Below are 22,626 nucleotides of genomic sequence, written 5' to 3'. Positions count from 1 at the left end.
AGAAGAGTTATGACTGATTTCAAGGCCAATTACGGTGAAATGGAAGCCATGGCGTCGAAGCTGGATACCGGCCGCGATGACCTGGATGGAATCCTGGAACAGCTGCACTCCGGTGTTGACAAGCTGCTGGGGGAGGACTTCACCACCGAGCACGCTTCGGGGCAGTTCGGCGAGGGCTACAAGGAATTGGACCAGGGCCTGAAGAAGGCCTTCGATGGCATCAACGACATGGCGACGGCGCTGCGCGACATGATGTCGCAGATCCAGGACACCGACCGCGGAATGGCTGGCCAGTAGCACCTCGTGCTAGTGCGACATGAGGTGGCCGCCTGGCAAGTGCGAAGGCGGCCACTACGCTGGTCGGTCAAGCAATTCATGTAGTCGTCTTTTATCGAAAAAGGAGCCATTGACCAGTGGGCGATATCATCTATTTGGCCCGACTTGACGAGATCGTTGCCGATCTAGGGGCAAGCACCACAGACTTTAAAGATGCTTCGGAGATTGCAAAGGATATCGCACGATCGGTTGGCACCCCCAAAGGCAAAGGGGACCTCAAGGATCGCGTTGAAGATTTCGAGAATGACTGGAATGACACGCGCGAAGACCTGGTGGAGAAGCTAGACGGCGTTCATCAGCAGCTGAAGGATATCCGAGACGGATTCAAGGAATGGGATACGAAAACCCAACAAGCATTCCTGAATTCACGGAAGAGCGATACTCCTAAGTAAACACGGCAGACCAACAGAAGGAACGCAGTCATGAGCCTGCAATCACCAATCACCGGCGAGAGCCTTGAACTGATTGACGGAGATGCAGCAGACATTCATCGCCATGCCGTGGAGCTGATTCGCTCTAGCGAGGCGATGGATCGTGCTGCCAATCGTCTGGAAGATATCAGCAACGGAACCACTGATTTAGTCTCCGAAGCCATCACCAAGGTTAGGGAATCAGCCGACGAGGTCTTTCCGGATCTGCGCAAGGCCGCGATCCGCTATAACGGTACGGGAGAGGCACTGAAGAATTATGCCTCCGCCCTAGCCAGCGTTCAAGGTGCCTTTGCCCAGTGCACAGCTCAGGGTGGGATTGACACTTATGCCTCTTTGAGCACGTTGATTGAAGATATCCAAGAAGCCAATACGAATGCGGAGTCAAAGCGGAATCTCGAAGACGATGCGCAAGGCCTTGTCAATGAACATGACGGGTTCCTCGGCATGGGGGAAGGCACCGATGAGCAGAAAGAAGACGCCGCAGAGGGCCTGAAAGATGCCCAGACTGCGCGCCAGAATGCTGAAGAGGAGCTCGAGGAGCTCTGGGGTAAATTCGACGGCCGGGTCTCCTACTGGGAAGACGCCTACGACGAGGCCGTAGGAAAGATCGAGGATGCTTTTGCGGCCGCGGGAAATGACGATACAGCCATGCAACTCATAGGCGATATCCTCAACTATGTCGCTATAGCCGCAGCGATTATTGCGATCTTCGTTACCGGACCGTTCGCTTTGGTGCTTGGTGCCATTGCGCTCGTTGCTTCCGTGATTGTTTTGGGCATGGAGATATATAAAATGGCCGTTGGCGACGGGTCTTGGTCGGATCTGGCATTTGCCATCATTGGGTTGGTTCCTTTTGGCCGTGTCTTTGGCAAGGTATTTTCCAGTATGGGTAAGGGCTCAAAGGGCTTCTTCAAGGCCCTGACGAAGACACGCACGAGCAGTGCCAAAGGTATCGTCAGGTCTTCGGTCAAGCCCGTTGGAAGACGCCCACGCATGACCCGGGTGAAAGGCAAGGGGCCAAGGCGCCAGCAAATCCGTCGGCAGAATGATGTCAAGAAGCAGAAATTCAGCGATGCCCACAACCGGCGAAAAGATGCATATATGCAGGGATTTGAGGACTCCTTCTCGAAGAACAAGTTCAAAATGTATGTGACCTACGCGCTGGATGGAGGTGCGGCGAAGCAACGTGCCCTGGCCGAGTATGTGAAAAATAATCCTCACCAGGTGTCGCGAGTCGCCGAAGAATGGGCCAAAGGTGTAGGCAAGGGAGCGACACGGGAAGAATTCGGACAGTGGCTGATCTCGGTGGGCCTCTTTGGGCTCCAGAAAAAGGTCAACGAAAAATAATGTCTGATTTCCCTGGCCTGTTTCCAGACAGCAGGTCTCGAGCGGTGGCGGAGAAAAATCATGGCCCAAGATCAAATGCAAACTAGCCCAGCGCCTACCGGGATCCGGTACCACATGGTTTTTCCTCCTGGTTGGCGTGAATTCAGGACCAGCATCGAGTTCGAAGAGGCTCTGGTAAAGCTGGTCACGGCTGAGCCGCGGGCGCGGGGCCGTGCCGATGTCGTGCTTATGCTCCGTCAGAAGGTCCATGAGATGTTCGAGGACCTGCGACGGCGTGGATCGCTTAGCTTCGCGATACCGGCAGAGCGTGGCAAAGCAGGGGTCTGGCCGGTCTCGTTGATCGTGACTCCGCTGAAAACCGGCCCGAGCGGCACCTTGGCTGAAGCCGTACAACGTGCCGCTCGCGGGAGCGCGGTGGGCACGGAATCCGTCGAGGATGCTGATTGGTTCTTTTGGAACACGAGTACCAGGGCGAAGGACGCCCAGGAACTCCAAAGCCATGGCATAAATATGGTGGTGCCCCGCCCGTTGCCCGATGGCAGCGTCGATCCTGATCCCAAGGCAGGGCTTTGGCTGATGTACACCTATGCTGAGTTAGATCAGTTGAAACAGGACGAAGTGAATGAGGGGCTGAGGCAGCTGGGATATGCGATATTGGGAAGCTTCAAGTGGGTGCCAGTGCAATGACCGCCTATGAAATCGAACCCGATCTGGAACTGTGGCTGCCGGTGCCACGGGACTTTCCCGGAGATGGCTTCCAGACTCCCGAAGAATGGGCCGAGGACCTGTCCCAATGCGCAATTCCCGACGATGCAGATTTGCGAGAGACCTACCGGCAGCTGGCCGTGGAAGTCGCAGTGAACCAATTCGAGGATTCATCGCACACTTTCTGGTATTCGCCGGAAGACGGGCACGCCCTGGGCACAGCGCATCTGGCGATTTTCGAAGATGACCCGGAGTCAACCCTGGAAGAAATTGCCAAGCCGGAATACGAGTCGGTGACCCCCTTGCACCTGGAATCCTTCAAATCCGGGGTTTTCGGCGAGGTGATTCAATCAGCATCGACCATCGCGTCGGAGGAAATCGCGATTGGCCAAATTCAGTCTGCCGCCGCCATTGGGCATACCAGGACCGTTGGACGCAGCCATGGAATGATTTTCGTGCTGGAAGCCTATGACTCGGACCTGACCACCTTGGGATTCATGATGGAACCAATGGTCGAATTCTTCGAGTCGGTCTCATTCGCAGAAGACGATGAGGGAGAGTTGTTCTGATGGGCAAAGGGAAATCCGGTGCGCCAAAAGTTACCGGGTTCGTGACGCAACCGCACCACCACCTGCCGAGGCTGCGGAAAAGTCTGGTCATTCTGGTTATCGGCGCGGTACTTGCCTACCTCGGGTTTTTTCTGATCAGCAACGACCTCCCCGATACTTCCTCCCGCCGAGCTCAAATCGGCCTGCAAGGTATTCCGGCCGCATTCGGCGGCGCGCTACTGATATTTGGCGCTATCGGCGCGGTGACGGCCTTGGCCGGCCTCAAGCGCACCGGAGCGGAAGCTATCGACATGATTGTCGAGAAATCCGGACTTGTGGTGCGCGGAGAACGGCGGATCCCGTGGGAGTCCATTGAATCGGCCACCAGCATCCAGTATAAAAATGAGGCAAAGGTCAAGCTGCTGTGGGACCCGTCCCAGCTTCATCGTTCGCTGCTGCTGAAGGTCGCGGGCGATGCAGGCCTGCCCGGACGGCAAGCTGCGGATGGCGGCCATGAGGTCAAGATCGATTTGGTGCGATACCCCGAAGCAGACTATTCGAAGTACTTCAAAATGGCCATGGGCCAATTTTCACTTCATGGCATCGCTGTGGAACAGAAGACGAAGTGGATGCAAACGTGATGGCTGCCTGACATGCGGTGCACAGTAGAGGCCCGGCGCATCTTGGAGACCTCCAAGATGCGCCGGGCCTCTCCCACGGGGCATGTCCTGCTATTTCAGGTGGTCAACCAGCTGGGCGGCAATGCCGTTGTAGGTGCCTGGGGTCAGCGACTGCAGGCGCTGCTCGGCCTCAGCGGACAGGCCGAGCTCGCCCACGAATTCCTTTAGTCGGGCTGCATCCACGCGGTGGCCGCGGGTCAGGTCCTTCAGGCGCTCGTAGGGGTTGTCCATGCCTTCGACTCCGGCGATGGCCTCGGCGCGCATGACCATCTGGATGGCCTCGGCGAGAACTTCCCAGTTGTGGTCCAGATCGTCAGCCAGTACGGCTTCGGCAACGTCCAGACGATCCAATCCCTTGGCAACGTTGGAGATCGCAAGCACCGAGTGGCCGATGGCGGTGCCGATGTTGCGCTGCGAGGAGGAGTCGGTCAAATCGCGCTGCCAGCGGCTGGTCACCAGGGTGGAGCCGAGGGTATTGAGCAGTCCGTTGGAGATCTCCAAGTTGGCTTCGGCGTTTTCGAAGCGAATTGGATTCACCTTGTGCGGCATGGTTGAAGAGCCGGTGGCACCAGCCACAGGGATCTGTACGAAGTAGCCGATGGAGATGTAGCTCCAGACATCGGTGCACAGGTTGTGCAGGATGCTGTTGAAGCGGGCGATGTCTGCGTAGACCTCTGCCTGCCAGTCATGGGATTCGATCTGGGTGGTCAGCGGGTTCCAGGTCAGGCCCAGGTGCTCAACAAAGCTCTGGGAAACCTTCTGCCAGTCGGCGCTTGGCACCGATGCGTAGTGGGCTGCGTAGGTGCCGGTGGCGCCGTTGATCTTGCCGAGGTATTCGGTCTTTTCGATGCGGTCCAGCTGGCGGGTGAGGCGCCACGCCAGAACGGCCAGTTCCTTGCCCAAGGTCGTAGGGGTTGCTGGCTGGCCATGGGTGCGCGAGAGCATTGGAACTTCGCGGGAGTCTTCAGCCATCTTGGCCAGCTGAGCGACGAGATCGCGAGCTGCTGGCAGCCAGACCCTGGTGACGCCGCCTTGCACGCCCAGGGCGTACGAAAGGTTGTTGATGTCCTCTGAGGTGCAACCGAAATGAACCAGCGGCTTGAGGTTGCCAATGCCGATGGCTTCGAGGCGGTTGGCGATGTAGTACTCGACAGCCTTCACGTCGTGAACGGTGACTGCTTCGATCTCTGCCAGTTCCTTCACGGAATCTGCATTGAAGTCGGTGACGATCTTGCGCAGGGCGGCCTTCTGATCATTGGTCAGCGGGGCAGTGCCTGGAAGAACGGAGTTGTCGGTCAAGTGGATCAGCCATTCAACTTCAACGTGAACGCGATCGCGGTTCAGAGCCGCTTCGGAAAGGTAGTCAACTAGCGGTGCCACGGCGCTGCGGTAGCGTCCGTCGAGGGCAGTCAAAGCCAGTGGTTCATTAGCAAGGGAAGTGCGCGCAATCTCAGCCATACTCATATTCTTCCATCACTGGCGCGCCATCACATCTTTTACTTCATGCAGGTTTCCACATCGAGCAACAATCCTGCACAGGGGCATCGAGCACACGCACATGATGAGGAACAGAATTCGAATGATGAGGAGCAGGAAAATGATGTTCTCAGCAACGTTGGACTCGATGGCTTTTCAGCTGGATGACGCACAGAAAACTACACGGTTCGCTATTACGCAGCTAGATTCGATTGGCTTGTTGACTTGGAAATCTGCTGCTGGCCGAGCCTTCTACGAACGGGTATTGGAGCTGAGCTCCTGGTTGGAACGGCTGAACCAGGAGCTGGTGGAATCCGAGGCCTACCTCAGCGCTGCCATTCATGAGATCCAGGAACTGGAGTCGCTGATCATGAAGCAGAAAATGGCGTTCTGATCATGGGGTATGACGTCAATTACAACGAGTCCGATTACGCGCAGGCGTATGGGATCTGCCAGCGGGTCTCACGTGAGCTTGCTGAAGTTCGTGACCGGGTGCTCGCTGCTCAACGTGCCGCGAGCCGATGCCAAAGCGACATTGCCGCAGCAGCCATCAGTGCTTGCCTGGTTGCGCGGAGCCCCAGTTTGGACACGCTCATATGGCGGCTGCGTGCAGCGGTGTTCCAGGCCGAATCATCGGCCTCTGAGAGTACGCAGTTGAGCGCGGCTATTGGACGAGCCGGCCGAAATTTCGAATCAGCCGAGAACCGCGTGGAACACCAGATTTTGGCCGAAACCTTTGCGCAAAATCTTGGCGACGTCATTCAAGGCATCAAGAACAACAACATGCGCCCACCCACTGGACACATGGAGACAATCCTGCGCATGTTGATGCTGCTGCGCCCGGATTTCATGTTGGACCGGAACAAGAGCTTCGGCGATCAGGTTGAAATCCAAACCAGGGAGTTGGCCGAGTTGATGCGCCACTTTGATTCACGTCGTGATGCCGAAATCGTCATTACCCAGCAGGACCCACCGCAAGAAGTCCAGGTGAATGGTGGGCCGGAGAGCTTCTACGAACTCCACAGCATGCTGGAGGACCGGGGCCCTGAGGATAACGGAAAGTTCATGGTGGTAGAGGTCGACGAGAATACCTATGCGGTGATTCTCCCGGGTACGCAAGACAGGAATGGCGGTAAAAATCCTTGGGATGATTGGGGAATTATTGATGGCTTGGAGCTTGAATCGGAGAACTACGTGGATGCCATCGCCGATGCCATTGAAGCCAGCGGTGCCAAGGAGGGAGACGAGATCATCCTGTCCGGATACTCCCAAGGCGGAATTCATGTGGCGCAGTTGATCAAGAACAAGTTCTTGAATCGCAAGTACAAGATGAACAAGATGATTACCCTGGGTTCCCCCATCGGCGGAATTGAAATCCCGGATCGCGTACGCAGCCTGTCAGTTGAAGACGATAGGGACATGGTTCCAGGAACAGATGGAACGCCGAACAAGAATAGGGGCCGGAACCATTACACGACAATCTTTGACGGGCCACGCGAGGAGATCAAACCACTGCTTGATGAGGATTCCTTGTTCGGAGCGCCGCACCAGCTCAAGAACTATGGGGATCACTTGCGGGAGTTAGGTGAGAAGCCGAAACCTGAAATCCGCGAGCATCTCAGGCACTTCCAATTGCCGAAAACACCGATGAAAATTCGGAAGTTCAAGATTGAGCGCGTACCCCGCAGGATGACTGAGAAACAACGCAGAGACAACGAGCAAAGACTCAAGAATATGAGCCTTCCGCACTGATGCGGGCAGAGGTAGTAAAAAAGTGGTTTCCGCTGGGGAAACCACTTTTATACGAGATGAACGACCAATCAGAGTCAGTCTCTGTCGCTCTTGACGAACAGTCCCAAAACTGCGGAGACGATCGCAATGATGATCGTTCCGGCGATGGCATCCCACCAGAAGGATTCAATGGAGAGCTCGATGGGCGTGAAGCTCGTCAGCCAAGAAGTGAGCAACAGCATCAGCGCATTGATCACGATGGTGAACAAGCCCAACGTCAGGCAGGTGATCGGCAAGGAAAAGACCTTGACGATAGGACGTACCAGGGCGTTAACCAAGCCGAAGATTACTGCGACAACAAGGTAGGCGATTGCGGTACTTGCTGCTCCATCGCGGACAGCGTGAATCTGCAAGCCGGGGACAATCCAAACGGCGGCCGCGAGGGCCAAGGCATTAATGATGACTCGAATGAGGAAGCTCATGCCTCAACTCTGTCATAAAAAGCTGAGTTGGGAATGTGGAAGGGATGTAATCAGCCCTTAAATGGGGGATACGCTTTAGCTATGACTGAAAATCCGGTGACCCAAGACCAGGTGCAGCCACGCCCCGTCGTTGCACGTCTCCCAAAATACGCTGCAGGCAAGCCGCCAGCACCTGTAGAAGGCATCACTGCCTACAAACTGTCATCGAACGAGATTCCATTCGGCCCATTGGATACCGTGCGCCAAGCCGTGATCGAGCAAAGCAGCTTGAACCGCTATCCAGATCCACTGTCGACCAAACTGCGTGAAGCGCTGTCCGAGTACTTGGATGTGCCAGCTGAAGATATCGTCACCGGTGCTGGGTCCCTCGGTGCGCTGACTCAAATTCTGAGCACCTTCGCGGGACAGAACGAAGATGGAATCCAGGATGAGGTTATTTACGCTTGGCGATCCTTCGAGGCTTACCCGATTCTCGTTCAGAGCGCCGGTGCACTTCCGGTGGAGATTCCGTTGCTGCAAGACGGACGCCACGATCTTGAAGCCATGATCGCTGCCGTCAATGAGAACACGTCGGTGATCTTGCTGTGCACGCCTAGTAATCCGACGGGGCCAATCCTGACCCAGGCCGAAGTTGATGACTTCTTGGCCCGCGTTCCCAAAAACGTCCTGGTCGTTCTGGACGAGGCCTACATCGAGTTCGTTCGCGACGAAAAGTCGGTGGATGGCGTTCATACCTACAACGCGCATGAGAACGTTGTTCTTCTGCGTACTTTCTCGAAAGCCCATGGCCTGGCGAATCTGCGTGTAGGCTATTCGGTCTCCCACCCGGAAATCACCAACAACATCCGCGTCATGGCTACGCCGTTCGCGGTATCGAGTGTTGCCGAAGATGCTGCTGTCGCATCGCTGGCGCAGATTGACCGCGTACTTGAGCGAGTCGACTCGTTGGTTCAGGAACGCGAGCGTGTGGTGGCTGCGCTGAAGGACTTGGGATGGAAGATCCCTTCGACCCAAGCGAACTTCGTCTGGTTGCCGTTGGGAGAGAAGACCTCGGAGTTCGTAGAACGGGCAAATGCTGTCGCGCTTTCGGTGCGTGGTTTCGCCAACGAAGGCGTGCGGGTATCGATCGGCGAAGCGGAAGCTAATGATCGATTCATTGAACTGTGCAAGGAATCACGGTATTTGGCGCATAGCTGATTGGGGTTGCTGTCTCGCGTTTTAGCGGTCAATGGCTATAGGCTTAGGAGTTAGACAAGCCGTATATGTCCCATGCGGAATGTATTCCGTGTGGGGCATATTTATGATCAAAGGAAGATATATGACGCGTGCTGCGACTCAGGCGACGGAGTCGGATCTGATTCAGATCCTGACCCCAGACGGCCAGCGTCACTCCCACGAAACGTATGATGCGTATCTGGGGGACGTTGATGATCAAATGCTGCGTGGTTTCTACCGCGATATGGCAATGACCCGCCGTTTCGACCAAGAAGCCACGGCACTGCAGCGTCAGGGCCAGCTGGCCCTCTGGGTTCCACTGCGCGGACAGGAAGCAGCCCAGATCGGTTCAGGCCGCGCTACCCGGCCGAACGACTATATCTTCCCTACCTACCGCGAACACGGGGTTGCCCTGACCCGCGAGGTTTCCTTCTCGGAAATGCTGCGCCTCTTCCGCGGCATCTCCGGTGGCGGCTGGGACCCCCGGGAAAACAACTTCCACATGTACACCATGGTCCTCGCCGCGCAGATGCCGCATGCGGCCGGCTATGCCATGGCCCTGAACATGGAACAGCACGGATGGGATGAGGAACGCCGCGCTGCTGAAGGCAACGCCGTGGTGGCGTACTTCGGTGACGGCTCATCCACCGAGGGTGAAACACACGAGTCGATGGTCTTCGCCAACTCGTTCAACGCCCCCGTGGTGTACTTCTGCCAGAACAACCAGTACGCCATCTCCGTGCCGTTCGAAGTGCAGTCCAAGGTTCCTCTGGTCAACCGCGCTGCTGGCTACGGCATGCCAGGCATCCGGGTCGATGGCAACGACGTCTTGGCCGTTCTTGCAGTGACCCGCTGGGCGCTGGAACACGCACGCAGCGGCAAGGGCCCGGTCTTCATCGAAGCTGTGACGTACCGACTCGGCGCGCACACCACCGCCGACGATCCCACGAAGTACCGCATGAGCGAAGAGGAAAAGCAGTGGGCTCCCAAGGACCCATTGGTTCGCCTCGAAACCTACCTCCGCGAAAACAACCTCGTCGATGACGCATTCTTCGAGCAGCTAGCCACTGACGCTGACGCCATGGCGGCCAAGGTGCGCGACGACGCAATGGCTTTCCCTGTTCCGCCATTGGCCAAGTCCTTTGAACAGGTCTACGCAGAAGCGCATCCGCTGATCCAGGAAGAACTTGCCTGGCATAGGGAATACGAAGCTGGATTCGCTGACGCGGCCGAGGGAGAGCAGTAAATGACCACCACCATGACCCTGGCCAAGGCCATCACCTCGGGCCTGGACAAGATTCTTGATACCAATGACAAGTCCTTGCTCATGGGCGAGGACATCGGACGTCTCGGCGGCGTCTACCGCGTCACCGACGGCCTGATCGACAAATACGGTTCCCACCGCGTGATCGACTCGCCACTAGGCGAAGCCGGCATCGTCGGCACCGCAGTGGGAATGGCACTGCGCGGCTTCAGCCCGATCGTCGAGATCCAGTTTGACGGTTTCGTCTTCCCCGCCTTCAATCAGATCACCACGCAGCTGGCCAAAATGCATGCCCGTTCCGAGGGACGCCTTACCGCTCCGGTGGTTATCCGCATTCCTTATGGCGGCGGCATCGGTTCCATCGAGCACCATTCGGAATCTCCCGAAGCGCTCTTTGCCCACACCGCTGGCCTGCGCATCATCACCCCATCCAACGCGCACGACGCCTATTGGATGATCCAGCAGGCCGCTGGCTGCCAGGACCCGGTCATCGTTTTCGAGCCGAAGCGCCGCTACTGGCTCAAGGGCGACGTCGACACCGAAACCCCGGCCCTGGATGCTTTCAAGGCCCAGGTGGTTCGCCCCGGCACCGACGCAACGATCGTCGCCTACGGCCCGCTGGTTCCGATCGCGCTGGCTACCGCTGACGCGGCACTGGAAGATGGACGGAGCATCGAGGTGATCGACCTGCGTTCGATTTCCCCGATCGACTTCGACACCATCACCGAGTCGGTGCAGAAGACCGGACGGTTGATCGTCACCCACGAGGCTCCGACCTTCGGCGGCATCGGTGGCGAGATCGCAGCCCGAATCACCGAGCGCGCTTTCCTCTCCCTGGAAGCCCCAGTGCTGCGTGTCGGCGGATTCCACATGCCATATCCGGTATCCAAGGTGGAGTCCCAGTACCTGCCCGATATCGACAAGTTGCTTGAAGCCCTCGACCGGTCATTCGCTTACTAAAGCGAAACCCAAGGAGTAGAAATGACTGTTTTTAACCTCCCCGACGTGGGCGAAGGCCTGACCGAAGCAGATATCGCCTCGTGGAAAGTCCAGGTGGGCGACACCGTCGAGGTCAACCAGATCTTCGTCGAAATCGAAACCGCGAAGTCGCTCGTTGAACTGCCGTGCCCATTCGCCGGCGTCGTCACCGCACTGCACGCCGCCGAAGGCGACACCGTACTGGTGGATCACCCGCTGATCAGCATTGACCAAGACGGCAATGCCGCACCTCCAACAGGCGTGCCAGAACCGGTGGAGGCGCTGAATACCGCAGCCCCACAGGCCTCGGAAGAACCCGGCCCGCTGGTCGGCTCCGGCCCCACCGCTGACTCATCGGTACGCCGGGCGCGCACCAGCCGTCCAGCCCCATCGGCCACCGGCGCTCGCACTGCGGCAGTGCGAACCTCTGGAGCGGCACTGGCTGATACCATTTCGCGTCGCGCCCAGTCGCTGGGCAACGTCGTGCGCGAAGAAGTCGATCGCCGCAAGCCTGCCGTAGCCAGCTTCGTCGACCGCGTATTGGCCAAACCGCCGGTACGCCGCCTGGCCAAGGAGCTGGGCATCGATATCAACGATGTCGTCGGCACCGGAACCCAGGGTGAAATCACCCGCGAAGACGTGAACAGCTACCAGGCACAGCGCGAAGCCGAGCACGCAGCAGCGCCAACCTACTGGGCCCACGGCCAGCTGGCTGATGCCCGCGTTGAACGCACCCCGGTGCGTGGCGTCCGCAAGGCTACCGCCAAGGCCATGGTGGACTCGGCCTTTACCGCGCCGCATGTCTCGATCTTCGTTGACGTGGATGCCAGCCGCACCATGGAGTACGTGCAGCGGCTGAAGAAGTCCCGCGACTTCGAAGGCATCAAGGTCTCCCCGCTGCTGGTGCTGGCTCGCGCCGTCATCTGGGCTGCGGCCCGCAACCCGTCGGTCAATGCCAGCTGGGTGGAAACTGAAAACGGAGCGGAAATCCACCAGAAGCGCTTCATGAACCTGGGCATCGCCGCAGCCACCCCGCGTGGCCTGCTGGTACCGAATATCAAGGACGCACAGAACCTGAACATGAAGGAACTGGCCATTGCCCTGAACGAGCTGGCCACCACCGCTCGTGCCGGCAAGACCCGTCCAGAGGACATGCGTGATGGCTCGCTGAGCATCACCAATATCGGCGCGCTGGGCATCGATACCGGCACCCCGATCATCAACCCCGGCGAAGTCGCGATCGTTGCTTTCGGCACCATCCGCCAGAAGCCATGGGTCGTTGACGGCGAAGTTGTTCCGCGCTGGATCACCACGCTGGGCGGTTCCTTCGACCATCGCGTTGTTGATGGCGACCTCTCAGCTCGCTTCATGGCTGATGTGGCGTCCATCCTGCAGGAGCCAGCGATGCTGCTCGACTAGCACGACCTGGCCGACACCCCCGGGGAAGACTTTGAAAAGTTCTTCCTCGGGGGGTGTCACAGTTAAGCTCCCTGTTTCGACGTATGTAGTGAGGGCACAAACAATGCCTCCAACATCGATTGAAGGGGAGCAATGCCATGCGCATGAACTTGAGCAAGACCCATAAGAAGGGCTACGCAGCTGTCTTGGGATTGGAATCCTATGCCAGCTCGTCGGTGCCGAAGGAACTCTACGAACTGGTCAAGCTGCGCGCTTCGATCCTCAACGGATGCTCATTCTGCACGGACATGCATTCGCATGACGCGATGGCCATGGGCATCCCGGCAGCGAAGCTCTTCGCCGTCGCCGCATACAACGATTCGCCGCTGTTCAGCGATGCAGAGCGCGCCGCACTGCGCCTGACCGATGAGGTCACGAGCCTGGATTCCTCGCGCGGGGTCAGCGACGAAGTCTGGAATGACGCCGCCGAAGAATTCAGCGAGGAAGAAGCGGGGAATCTGATCTTGGCTATCGCCACGATCAACGTCTGGAATCGTATCGCCATCACCACCCAGCTCGAACCACCCGTCCGCGGTTAATGCCCAAAGCTGCTGCTACGATCGGGCGCGTGGAACAACCGGAAACGACCGCCGCACTGGAGCATTGGCACGAGTCCAAGCCCCGGCTGACGGTGCTGGCCTACAACATGCTCGGTGTCTGGGCTCAGGCTGAAGACGTGGTCGCCGCAGTCGGCGAACAGGTCTTCAAGCTTGAGCCTGTCCAGGCGGCTGCGGTGCAGAACTGGCCGGCATTCCTCACGACCTTGACCACCCGCCGATCCATCGACGTCCTGCGCTCAGCCCAGCACCAGCGCACGGACTATGTCGGTTCCTGGCTGCCGGAGCCTATCGACCAGCAGATGCTGCCTGAAGAAGCCGCGATCAATGATTCGATGCTGCGACTCGGGGTCCTGCTGCTGCTCGAGGAACTCTCCCCGCCATCCAGAGCCGCCTACGTTCTCCACCATGCCTTGGGGTATTCGGCCGCCGACATCGCGCCAGTGCTGGAAAGCTCGCCGGTGGCCGTGCGGCAGATGCTGAGCCGGGCGGCCAAGAAGCTGGGGCGGGCCCGGACTGCGCAACTCGACGTCTCAAGTGTCTCGTCGATCCTGACGGAGATTGTCCAGGCCATCCATCGTGCCGACATCGAGGGAGTAATCAAGCTTCTGGCCCACGATGCAGTGTTGTACTCCGACGGCGGAGGAAAAGTCCGGGCAGCGCGCAACCCCGTTGTTGGAGCCCAGCGGATTGCGCGTTTCCTGATCGGGATCGAGCGGAAGAACCCGGGACGCCAGATATCCACCGGCATGGTCAACGGCGAACCGGCTTTGCGTTTCGCTGTCCAAGATCGGGAAGACGTGCTGGTCATCGACGTGGTTTCCGGGTCGGTTCAGCGGATATTGCAGGTCTCGAACCCCGATAAATTAGGCCTCGTGGGCGGGAACTGGGACGCGCTCGCGACGTAGCTGAGACGATGGCATGCTGCAATAGTTAGTCAACGCTCTGTTGATACAGTAGTTTTCATGACTCGCACCAGCCTAAAGAAGCCACTGCGCCGCGCTGTTTTAGTAGCCTGCACGGTGGCCTTGGCCGGCACCATTGGTCTTGCCGCGCCCAGCCTTCCGGCACATGGTGCAACGCAGGGTACTGCAACGCAATCCGCGGAACCCGTGTATCCCTCGGCCTCGCCAAGCAGTGAGGAGGAGGATGAGGGCACCATCCTCATCCCATCGGTGACTTCCCAAGAAGGCAAGATGTACCTCGCCGTCACCGATACCGCGATCGACGATGTTGATTCGCAAAAAATCATGGATGCGGTCCGTGAAGCCGTCGACGGGCAGAACGCAAAAATCCTGTTGGGCGTGGATAAGAAACCCAATAATCTCAAGGGTGCCAGCCAACTGGTGCGAGGCATGTTGATGTTCGGCGACAGCGACGCCATGAGCGATGACTGGCTGGAGAACGGAAAAACCAAAGGCTACGTGGGGGAGGGCTGGATTGCGGTAGGCGTAATGCTCCCCGAATCGCCCGGTGGCGAAGTCGAAGTCTTCGTTGATCCGGGGCGCAACGTGAAGGAAACCGAAACCGGAAGCAAAGACAAGATCCTGGACGCCGGCACCCAGCATTTCGAAGCCGGTGACTACACCGCTGGAGTCAGTGCCGTCGCCATCTCCACCACCGAGAACCTCCGAGCTCCGCTGGATAAGAAGATCGCCCTGGGTATTGTTTTCGGCGTGCTGCTGCTGATCGCCGCGGTTCTCGCCTTCTTCGGGCTGCGCCAGAAACGCCGCAACGCGGTGCACGCCGCAGCCAAGAAGCGCCTGAAGCAAGCTGAAGGCTGGGATGCTTTGATCCAACAGGATCTGAATGCGCTGTGCCGAACTCCAGCGACCGCTGTTGATGCAAGGGTGTCGAACCGCAGCACCCGGACGCTCAAAGAGATCCAGGTGCAGCGCGAAACTGCACTTGGCGCGAACGGGTCCGTGGCCGCTGGCATCCAAGACGCCATTGTCGAAGGGAAGATTTCCGAAAAGCAGGCGCAGCAGCTTGCAGGGCAAGCCGAGCACCTGGCCCTGCTGCGACGCGCGGTGGAACTGGCCCGGGGCCTGAACGGCACCGCCGGCAACTCGGTGAAGTCATGGAACCAGATCATCGAACAGCATCGCGGGGGACTGCAGCTGCTGGTTCAAATGATGGACCGCGAAGGGGCGGCCCGGCTACAGGTCGCGCCGCAGATTCGCACCGCGATCGTCACCCACACCGATGCGCTTGACCAGATGCATCAACGTGCCAGGGGCAAAGCCGGACCTGGGGAGTCCGCGCAGCTGCTGGAGGACTTGTGGGAGCTTCGCGATGAACTGGATTCACTGATTGACCTGGCGCTGTCCCAAGCCAAGGCTGCCCAGGTGAAAGTTGACGCGAAGCTGGTTGAGCAACTGCTCGACTTCCTTCCGCGCGCGGGAGCCAAAGCCAATGACCCGATTTCGGTACTGCGCGTATTCGCACCCGTTGGCGGGCAGAAATAATGGCCGCACGGTTGATGCACGATTCCATGGGGCGCCGCTTGCGCAGGCCCTATCAATGGACGGCTTTCGTCGCGCTCCTCCTTGCGGTGGTTACCGCCATGCTGGGTGTTCGCGCGGTGTTCGCGGTCCACGCGGCCAGCGTGCCGCTGCCATATGAGGTCACCGTCCAGGTCCAGGGAGAGCACGATTTTAATATCACCCAGGAACGCGTCAACGCCGAGCTGGCTGAGCATCCGGTGCGTTCCTCGCAGCCGTTGACCGTGATCCTGGTGGACCGCTGGCTGACCGGCGATGAGACTCTTCGCGGCCAAGTTCCTGATGGCCAGATCATCATCTCGTCCAAAATGGAGAATCTTGATCCCAAGAACACGGAGGCGGATGAGCGTTTCAGCGGGGTGGCGGTGGCCGAGTACCTGGCCGGCAGCAAAGACGAGCGGACCGACGCCCGCTACGACATCGAGAATGCCTTCACCAAAAACGTCTCCGTAGGCCACGGCGCCAAAGCCGTGGTGGCCGCGGCGCATACCGCCTCGGTGGCGCTGGATCGATCCCCGACAAGTTCGGTTATGTTCTGGTTCTCGGTGGTGGGTCTGAGCGCCATGCTCACAGCCGCGTTCCTCGTGCCAGCGTTGCGTTTCCGTTCGCGGTGGGAGTCCCGGCATCGCCGGCTGGCCGTAGCCCAACGCAAGCTGGCCCGCGTGGTGCTGGATCTGGAAGCCTTGGAAGCCACCTACGTCGCCACCGATGAGTCGAAGCGCCCCGAAGGGTTCACCACAGCCTGGGACCAGTTGCAGAAGCTGTCCCTGAATGCGGCCCGCAATGAAGATCCGCTGGTGGCGGCGATCTTCGATGGCGAACAATGCCTGGCTGAGAAGACCGGGGAACAGCTCGCCGGGTTTGAAGCAACTGCCCGAAAGCTCACCACGCTGGCCGACAGCCTCATGGGTGCCGGGTCGGTCCATGCGCGCCTGGCCGGCACCGGGTCCACCTTCGATCAGCTCAGTACCCCGATCAATGATGCCGCCACAGAACTGCTGATCCGCTTGGACAACGCCCCCGGGAAAATGGTGGATGGCGCCGATCTGGAAGCGCTTCGCAAAGCCCTGGGCACCTTTCTGGATGCCGCACAGGAAGATGCCAAGCAGAACAACGCGGTGCAAGCCTGGGCGAGCGCCGAAGAAGGATTGTCACGGATTGCTGCTCGGGTCATCCGCCAGTTGCGCCGCTATCCCCATGGGAAGCGTCCACCGATCCCCGAGGTGGCGGCAGGGCACAACCAACTGCGCTCGACCCTGGGTTTGGCACCGGTCTCGCAACAGGGTGCCTTGCATCAATTGCAGGTGGCCAACAGCGTCGCTCGGTCAATTCTCGGCGATACGCTCAGCACCGATCAAGGCCAGAAAATAGAAACCAAGCGCGCCTCGCGGCTAGCTGCACTGCTGGACAGATTCGCAGCGGCACGTCCCGGCGGCACAGATGAACCGGGCAAGCTCAGCCGAGCCAAGATCATTGGACTGCTCGCCGTACTGTTGTGCGCCAGTTTGATTGCCGCCGGAAGCGTCGTCTATAACGCCACCAAAAAACCTCGGGCCACCTATGACGGCTCGGGCCAGGGCATGGTGCTGGAAATCGATGACAAGAACGGACTGGTTGATGAATCCGAGATCCGCAAGTACATGGAAGAGGACTTCGAGGTAGAACAGCACCTCTTGGTGGCGGTACGTGATGCTGAATCATACTTGGAATTGCAAGCCATGGAAGGCTCCGAATATCGCGAGTCAACTCCGCGCAGCGTGCAGCAGGCGATTTGGCGGATCAAGAACGAGTACCAGGATCGCATGGATCCGGGCGATCAGGAATTGCCTGAAAACCTGACCATTATTCCCTTGCTGATCACCGATGAAGGCAAGGGCATCATGCCTGGGCTGATTTCAGGCGCAGTGATCAGCGGAACCGCCTCGTGGGGATCCACGATCGGGTGGGACTACGGGAGCATCCATGAATCCCAATACCCGTCTATGGAAGTGGCCCATGCCGCGGAAGACTTCGCGACGGTGCTCAAGCGGGCAGGATACGAGGAGCCCGACTACAACGCGGCCTTGCTGTTCTGGATCCTCGCGTTCATGTTCTTCTTCACCGTGCTCAACCTGATCCAGCTTGTTGCCTACCTGTTGGGTGCGACGTCGCGGATCAACCGGTTCTCCCGCGGTTCACGGACCCTGGATAAGAGCCGCAGGCGTTTGGAACAGCTGGCTTTGGGGCTGGAGGATTCGCAGATCAACGCGGTGGCCGTGTTGGGTTCCGCCGAGTCCGGCCGGGCGGATGAGGCCGGGCAGCGTTTGTTCGAGCGTGCGCTGATGATGGCTTGGCGTGAAGCCGAAGAGCTGTCCACCATGAGCCTGTCCGAACGTCTTGGCTCCAGTTTCGGGGCACGAGCCGAGCACCTGCAGCGCCTGGTGGCATTGCTTGATGAACGAGATGCCGACGTGGCCAAGCGCGCCCGCGATCTGGTGCTGGCCAGCCGAGGTGCCGGCGGCGATGCGCCGGCGAAGGTGGTTTTGCCGGGGCAAGCGTAGGGCTCGCCCCGGCACTGCCTGCATGCTTTAGCCCAGGAGCTCAGGCAGCTCGCCAGGGGCGTTGCCCAAGACCTTCTGCGAGAGGAACTCGGTAACCACCTCGTACCAGATCTTCGCGTGCTGCGGGCTGAGGATCCAGTGGTTCTCCTCCGGGAAGTACAGGAACTGGTGCTCAGTGCTACCGTCTTCCTTTTGCGGCAGACCTGAATCGGCCAGCAATTCGTACCATAGGCGCAAGCCCTCGCCGATGGGCACCCGGTAGTCCTTGTCGCCGTGGATGACCAGCATCGGGGTGACGATATTGCCGATCGAATGATGAGGGGAATTCTGCTCGCGCATTTCCGGGCTCATCTCGCGGGTCCAGTAGAAAGCCGCATCGGTGGTCTTGCCGAAGCCTTCCAAGGCCCACAAGCTGGCGTGGGTGACGATGGCCTTGAAGCGGTCGGTATGCCCGGCCACCCAGTTGGCCATGTAGCCTCCGAAGGAACCGCCCATCGCCGCGGTGCGTGTTTCGTCGATATCCTCGCGGGCTTCGGTGGCATCGGTGATGGCCATGAGATCCGTAAAGGGTGCTTGGCCCCAGCGGCCCCAGCCGCGCTGGATGAAGTCCTGGCCGTAGCCGGTGGACAGGGCGGGGTCTGGCAGCAAGACCGCGTAGCCGTGGGCCACCAGCAGCCAGGGGCTCCAACGCCAGCTCCACGCATTCCACGAACCCAGCGGTCCGCCATGGATCCACAGCAGCAGCGGCACCTTGTTCTGTGCCGAGGCCGAATCCGGCAGGGCCAGCCAAGCGCGGATGACGGATCCATCTTCGGCGGTGGTGCTGACTTCGGTCAGGGTGCCGGGAAGCGCAGGACGCTCGGCGGGCGAGAGCAGCTGCGTGGCTTCTGCGAAGTCGCCGGCTTCGAGTTCGTGGACGTGTGTCAGATCCACCGCCACCGGCTCAGCCGGGTAGAGGTAACTGGAGCGCAGCGCGTAGGCGGTGCGTGAATCACGGCTGATGGCCACATCGGTGAAGCTGCCTTCATCGGTGAGCCGGGTGATCTTGTCGTTGTACAGGCTCAGGTGGAAGATCGGGCTGTGCCCGTTGTCATCCGCGGTGAGCAGCAGCGAACGCCCATTGGGGACCCACTGGATGTCGTTGACCCAGCGATCCCAGCCGGCGGCGATCTGGTGGGTGGAACCATCGGCCAGGTGCATCAGCCACAGTTCGAAGACCGGGGCGGTCTCCGCGGTGGAGCGGTGCCAGCGTGCGTAGGCCAGCTCCTTGGAGTCCGGGCTGATCTTGCCGATGGTGTATTCGTAGGTGTCATCCGGGGCCAAGAGCAGGTCCTGGGCTCCGGTGTGCAGGTCGATGCGCATGATCCCCGGCGCCAAGGAGGCGCGGCCCTCGTTCACATTCCATTCGGTGACCAGGAAATCCCCGTTGGGTGCGACATCAAAGGAGGTCTCTTGCAGATTGGCGCAGATGCCCGGGGTGAGGTCCGTGAGCTCAGCGCGCGAAGCCTCCTGCTGACCCGGCAAAACGCCGGTGTAGAGGTGCGGGGTGGAAGGACCCAGATCGTGGTCCCAGTAGCGCACCGGATAACCGGTATGCAGGATGGCGGAGACCTTCTTGTCCTTGCGGTCCTTGCGCAGTTTCTCTTCGGCCTCGAGATCCTTGGCGCGGGCGTGGGCGCTGGTGCGCAGCACGATGGTTTGCGGAGATTGCTCGCAGACCCGCAGGGACTGGACCCCGGCCGGGTGCGAAATGACCGGGCGGGCTTCGCCGCCGCCGGTGGGCAGCAGCCAGCCTTCGGATTGCGCGTCGTCCTTGCTGGAGCGCTTGGCGACGAAAAGCAGGTCGCCGTTGGCGGTGAACTGTGGCTGAGATTCGCCGTTCTCGCCGAAGGTTAACCGGCGTGCAGGCGTTTGCCCTTTGGGGTCGATGAACCATAGCGCGCTGTCGTAGCTGGTTTCATCCTCGGACAGAGTGCTCAGGGTGGTGACCAGGCGCGTTCCATCGGGGGAGAGCGCCAGGCCGCCGAGCCGGGGCATTGAGATGTACGAATCCAATTTATGAAATGAATGCTTAGAGTGTTCCACCTCACTCATCTTGCCATGCTTCGAATCTCAACTCCAGAGATTGACCGATGTACTCTTCGTAATTAGCGCTCTTGTTGAGGCGCATTTACGTTAGGTCTAAATGTTGGGCGGTTGGAAATACCGGCCGTTGGGATATACGTATTTCAGTTAGTTGGATGACTGAGAGGACATCGAACGATCCGCCGTGAATGGCATACCGGAACTACAAGGACATCGTCGCAGCAATGATTCCGTAGCTGGTCGGTATGGCCGGTTTGACGACCTATTGGATCGGAATGCTCCTCTCTGCGGAGCAGTATTTGGTTGTGTTGTCGTCAAGGAAATTCTGTCCAAGTCACCAGCTCTGTGGTGGCTGCACTTCGCTGGCTGCTCTGTGTGAGGAACACGCAGATACTTATGGGCTAGCGCACGACGCAATGTAAATGATGACCATTGTGGGATCATGCTGCTCGTGCCGGACTGCTCCCGATAAGTGATCTGAGTCCATTCGACGATAACCGCCGGACGCGGATCAGCACGGCTACTCTTTTAGGTTCGGTCTTGTTAGATGCTGATCCAACTCATGCTGTACGCCCGCGAAGTTATGGGGAATAAGATATCGATTCTGGTCTTCAGCGTTGCGGAATATCGTCCGAAGAGCCTCGGGCTCGCACAGGATGAAGTGAATCTCTGTTTGTCGAAAAGAGTTGGTGTCACTGAGTTGCGAGCGGTTGTAGTAGGGGATGATGCCGTGTGTGACTTCTACGATACCGGCGACTGGTAATTTTGGTTGAAGAGCGCATTCCGAAATCATGAGTTATTTCTCTTGGGGCAATCACCCGCCTGGACGCCGATAAAAAGTCTGCGATAAACCAATACTTCTAGTAGTTGCGCCCTCGAGTAATCGCCCGCGAGTCGCGTTCACCTCAGGTGTGTCTACCCATGATGGGTGGACACACCGGATCTGGTGCGAGGTTAGACTCTTGTGGGGTCAATAGCTGGTCTTAAGTTTCCGTCACAGAGGGCCTTGCGGCGAGACGAGAATACCGTGATGAGTTGGAAGACTGCCAGGATATCGACAATTATCAGCATGACGAGCGATCCATGCGCCGCCACCCACATCAGGTTGGAATTAGGGAGCATTTGGGCGACATCCATGCCACTGCCCGCCTCCATTCGATTGATTGCAGCAGTATCTGCAATCTGCCATAGCGTAAAGAAGAGTATGACTGCAACATTCAATCCGATCAGTGCGAATGCAAAAAGAATTCGGAAGGCTCTCACTGCGTTCTTTGACATTATTGCTCCTAGTTACAGTTCTTCTTCACGTGTCCCCAGTATCCGCGATTCGGAAGCCGTGAGTCCAACCCCCAGTATTCTTTATTAGGTGCTCGAAGACGAACAACATCGAAATGGCAAAGAAACTGATTTTTCATTGAAGTCGTGTCTGGGTTGGGCCACCCTTTTCGTGCCGTCTTAGACAGAGTCTCAGACCAAGCAGCCCACCTGGCAGCCAGCCCGGCGTGGTAACGGCCAAACGAAGTTGGATAGACCCTCAACGTGGGACTATATTGCCAAAGATCTCTGGCCCATGAGGTTTTGCTGATCAAGTTATATCCCAGCCAAGGATCGGCGACAACAGGAAAGTCTGTGTCGTTATCAAAAGCAACATGCTGTATCAGTTTGTCGCCAACGATCCGGTACTCTGTCGGAATTTCATTGCCGTTAGCATCCTTTGCCCATGGGCGCGCAACGCCAGCTTCCCATTCTCCGTTATTGTCAAGGATGGAGACACTCCCATCACGCTCCAGTACCATTTTCCCTCCAGAGTTACTGGCGACTGTGTACTCGTAGTCCTTTGGAGCATCGCTCGATTCAATAACGGTAGCGATTTGCAGAGAACCGTCCGCTTTTGGGAGGACGGTGCTCGTGCTGTCGTCGAAGTTGTCAAAGGTGACACCGCCCAAGTCGGATCTTTTCCCCTGGGATGCCTTAGCTGCATTCGGGAGCTTGACTTGTAGCTTCATTGTATTCGAGGAGTCCTCGTAAACTACTGGCTTTGCGGGGTTGGCGGTGATCAGTACAGAGGATTCCTCTGAATCGGCAACAAATGCAGCGCTAGTTTTGGTGACCGCAAAATTTTGGTCAGTGACCATTTCTCCAACGGAAGCAAGGGCTGAATTAGTGCTGTCAACTTCTTTAGCGTGCGAAAGCGGTGCGACTATGCCAGTCATAAACAAGGTCGCAACTATGGCACATGTAACCCGACGAAGGTGGTTCATCCTTTTCATGGGGTTAAAATTATCTATT

Annotated in this window: 22 protein-coding genes; 17 read left to right on the top strand and 5 right to left on the bottom strand. The window is 58.5% G+C overall.

Features of this window, described 5'->3' with window-relative positions; translation table 11 throughout:
- Positions 1-9: 9 nt before the first annotated feature.
- The 6 genes from OF385_RS13905 to OF385_RS13880 all read left to right on the top strand — a co-directional run bounded on the left by OF385_RS13905 (position 10) and on the right by OF385_RS13880 (position 4,008).
- Positions 10-297 carry a WXG100 family type VII secretion target gene (locus OF385_RS13905; protein ID WP_264275902.1) on the top strand — a complete coding sequence of 96 codons (288 nt, stop codon included), beginning with the start codon at positions 10-12 and terminating at the stop codon, positions 295-297.
- 116 nt (positions 298-413) lie between these two features.
- Positions 414-728, top strand: a complete 315-nt coding sequence (locus OF385_RS13900; RefSeq protein ID WP_264275901.1) for a hypothetical protein — start codon at positions 414-416, stop codon at positions 726-728.
- Positions 729-758: 30 nt separating this feature from the next.
- Positions 759-2,114, top strand: coding sequence for a TrbC/VirB2 family protein (locus OF385_RS13895; RefSeq protein ID WP_264275900.1), 1,356 nt, complete (start codon positions 759-761; stop codon positions 2,112-2,114).
- A gap of 252 nt (positions 2,115-2,366) precedes the next feature.
- A complete protein-coding gene (locus OF385_RS13890) occupies positions 2,367-2,801 on the top strand; it encodes a hypothetical protein (RefSeq protein ID WP_264275899.1) in 435 nt (144 codons plus the stop codon).
- A complete protein-coding gene (locus OF385_RS13885; protein WP_264275898.1) occupies positions 2,798-3,388 on the top strand; it encodes a hypothetical protein in 591 nt (196 codons plus the stop codon). Before OF385_RS13890 ends, OF385_RS13885 begins: the two co-directional genes overlap by 4 nt.
- Positions 3,388-4,008 (top strand): hypothetical protein, encoded by a 621-nt coding sequence (locus OF385_RS13880; RefSeq protein ID WP_264275897.1) that lies wholly within the window; start codon positions 3,388-3,390, stop codon positions 4,006-4,008. The genes OF385_RS13885 and OF385_RS13880 overlap by 1 nt, the downstream gene beginning before the upstream one ends.
- 90 nt (positions 4,009-4,098) lie before the next feature.
- On the opposite strand, the gene purB is transcribed toward OF385_RS13880, so the two are convergent.
- On the bottom strand, positions 4,099-5,505 hold the full coding sequence (purB, locus tag OF385_RS13875) for an adenylosuccinate lyase (protein WP_264275896.1): 1,407 nt from the start codon (positions 5,503-5,505) through the stop codon (positions 4,099-4,101).
- 139 nt (positions 5,506-5,644) lie between these two features.
- On the opposite strand from purB, the gene OF385_RS13870 reads away from it, so the two are divergent.
- The gene (locus OF385_RS13870; protein WP_264275895.1) at positions 5,645-5,917 is read left to right on the top strand and encodes a hypothetical protein; all 273 of its coding nucleotides are present in this window, start codon (positions 5,645-5,647) and stop codon (positions 5,915-5,917) included.
- Between the two features lie 2 nt (positions 5,918-5,919).
- Complete coding sequence (locus OF385_RS13865; RefSeq protein ID WP_264275894.1) at positions 5,920-7,275, top strand: hypothetical protein; 1,356 nt, start codon at positions 5,920-5,922, stop codon at positions 7,273-7,275.
- Positions 7,276-7,349: 74 nt separating this feature from the next.
- On the opposite strand, the gene OF385_RS13860 is transcribed toward OF385_RS13865, so the two are convergent.
- Entirely contained in the window at positions 7,350-7,736 is a 387-nt protein-coding gene (locus OF385_RS13860; protein WP_264275893.1) for a phage holin family protein, read from the bottom strand.
- A gap of 81 nt (positions 7,737-7,817) precedes the next feature.
- Here OF385_RS13860 and OF385_RS13855 point away from each other — a divergent pair, with 81 nt between their 5' ends.
- The 8 genes from OF385_RS13855 to OF385_RS13820 all read left to right on the top strand — a co-directional run bounded on the left by OF385_RS13855 (position 7,818) and on the right by OF385_RS13820 (position 18,252).
- Complete coding sequence (locus tag OF385_RS13855; protein ID WP_264275892.1) at positions 7,818-8,933, top strand: histidinol-phosphate transaminase; 1,116 nt, start codon at positions 7,818-7,820, stop codon at positions 8,931-8,933.
- A 121-nt stretch (positions 8,934-9,054) separates the two neighbouring features.
- Positions 9,055-10,197 (top strand): pyruvate dehydrogenase (acetyl-transferring) E1 component subunit alpha, encoded by a 1,143-nt coding sequence (pdhA, locus tag OF385_RS13850; protein WP_264275891.1) that lies wholly within the window; start codon positions 9,055-9,057, stop codon positions 10,195-10,197.
- Positions 10,198-11,175, top strand: a complete 978-nt coding sequence (locus tag OF385_RS13845) for an alpha-ketoacid dehydrogenase subunit beta (protein WP_264275890.1) — start codon at positions 10,198-10,200, stop codon at positions 11,173-11,175.
- 21 nt (positions 11,176-11,196) lie between these two features.
- Positions 11,197-12,612, top strand: coding sequence for a dihydrolipoamide acetyltransferase family protein (locus OF385_RS13840; RefSeq protein ID WP_264275889.1), 1,416 nt, complete (start codon positions 11,197-11,199; stop codon positions 12,610-12,612).
- 137 nt (positions 12,613-12,749) lie between these two features.
- The gene (locus OF385_RS13835; protein WP_264275888.1) at positions 12,750-13,190 is read left to right on the top strand and encodes a carboxymuconolactone decarboxylase family protein; all 441 of its coding nucleotides are present in this window, start codon (positions 12,750-12,752) and stop codon (positions 13,188-13,190) included.
- Positions 13,191-13,219: 29 nt separating this feature from the next.
- Positions 13,220-14,116, top strand: a complete 897-nt coding sequence (locus OF385_RS13830; RefSeq protein WP_264275887.1) for a sigma factor-like helix-turn-helix DNA-binding protein — start codon at positions 13,220-13,222, stop codon at positions 14,114-14,116.
- A gap of 57 nt (positions 14,117-14,173) precedes the next feature.
- Positions 14,174-15,676 (top strand): hypothetical protein, encoded by a 1,503-nt coding sequence (locus tag OF385_RS13825; protein ID WP_264275886.1) that lies wholly within the window; start codon positions 14,174-14,176, stop codon positions 15,674-15,676.
- Complete coding sequence (locus OF385_RS13820; protein WP_264275885.1) at positions 15,676-18,252, top strand: DUF5129 domain-containing protein; 2,577 nt, start codon at positions 15,676-15,678, stop codon at positions 18,250-18,252. Before OF385_RS13825 ends, OF385_RS13820 begins: the two co-directional genes overlap by 1 nt.
- A 27-nt stretch (positions 18,253-18,279) precedes the next feature.
- Here the strand turns inward: OF385_RS13820 and OF385_RS13815 are convergent, their stop codons facing one another.
- Positions 18,280-20,307: a S9 family peptidase gene (locus OF385_RS13815; protein WP_319019132.1), complete on the bottom strand. Its 2,028-nt coding sequence runs from the start codon at positions 20,305-20,307 to the stop codon at positions 18,280-18,282.
- 577 nt (positions 20,308-20,884) lie between these two features.
- Here OF385_RS13815 and OF385_RS13810 point away from each other — a divergent pair.
- On the top strand, positions 20,885-21,100 hold the full coding sequence (locus OF385_RS13810) for a hypothetical protein (protein ID WP_264275883.1): 216 nt from the start codon (positions 20,885-20,887) through the stop codon (positions 21,098-21,100).
- 191 nt (positions 21,101-21,291) lie between these two features.
- On the opposite strand, the gene OF385_RS13805 is transcribed toward OF385_RS13810, so the two are convergent.
- Both OF385_RS13805 and OF385_RS13800 read right to left on the bottom strand, forming a co-directional pair.
- Entirely contained in the window at positions 21,292-21,615 is a 324-nt protein-coding gene (locus tag OF385_RS13805) for a hypothetical protein (RefSeq protein ID WP_264275882.1), read from the bottom strand.
- 8 nt (positions 21,616-21,623) lie between these two features.
- Positions 21,624-22,550: a DUF2599 domain-containing protein gene (locus OF385_RS13800; protein WP_264275881.1), complete on the bottom strand. Its 927-nt coding sequence runs from the start codon at positions 22,548-22,550 to the stop codon at positions 21,624-21,626.
- Positions 22,551-22,626 lie beyond the last annotated feature (76 nt).

The sequence above is a fragment of the Glutamicibacter sp. JL.03c genome (assembly GCF_025854375.1).
GTDB lineage: Bacteria > Actinomycetota > Actinomycetes > Actinomycetales > Micrococcaceae > Glutamicibacter.
Note: the sequence above shows the minus strand (reverse complement) of the source record. Positions and strands in the feature narration are given on the sequence as shown.